This window comes from Vibrio sp. 1402 (genome assembly GCF_033340275.1).
Genome location: NZ_JAWOWE010000688.1, coordinates 1 through 521, shown reverse-complemented (window position 1 = coordinate 521; position 521 = coordinate 1). Strand labels below are relative to the sequence as shown.

Sequence of the window (521 nt, the reverse complement as noted above, 5' to 3'; positions counted from 1 at the left end):
GGATGTTGAAGATCCATAGTCCAAGTCAGGAAACCCGTGTCCCCAACCTGCTGATGATCATGGATGATGAAATCACAGCGAATCACATTCGCGTACAATGACTGGAAATAATCAGAAAGAGCAGGCAGTCCTTCTAAGCGATGAGCCGAATCTTCAAACACCACATCTTGGTGATAAACGTCTTTCAGAAGATGCAGGTTCGCTTTGTTAAGCTTCTGGTAAATGTCTCCAACCGACTGTATGTCCATTCTTTCGCTCCCAAACGTCACTGATGGTTGTACAAAAATATTATATGTACAAGATAGACCAATTAGAAAAAGTTGTACAAAAAAAACTTGTATAACTTTGTTTCTGCGCTTTGATTTTTAGAAAGTAGTACGTAATCAAATTGGTGAGCGATCATCAGGCAAAAAAAAGGCTTGGTAAAAACCAAGCCTTTTCAAAAAACTATGTAAGTCGTATTACTGGTTGCGTAGCGCCGCAACACGTTTCTCTAGTGGTGGGTGGCTCATCAGTAGCTC

Annotated in this window: 1 protein-coding gene; it reads right to left on the bottom strand. The window is 40.9% G+C overall.

Features of this window, described 5'->3' with window-relative positions; all coding sequences use genetic code 11:
• The coding region (locus tag R7044_RS27960; protein ID WP_225456341.1) for a nuclear transport factor 2 family protein at positions 1 to 248 on the bottom strand (248 nt) is incomplete at its 3' end.
• Positions 249 to 521: the final 273 nt, after the last annotated feature.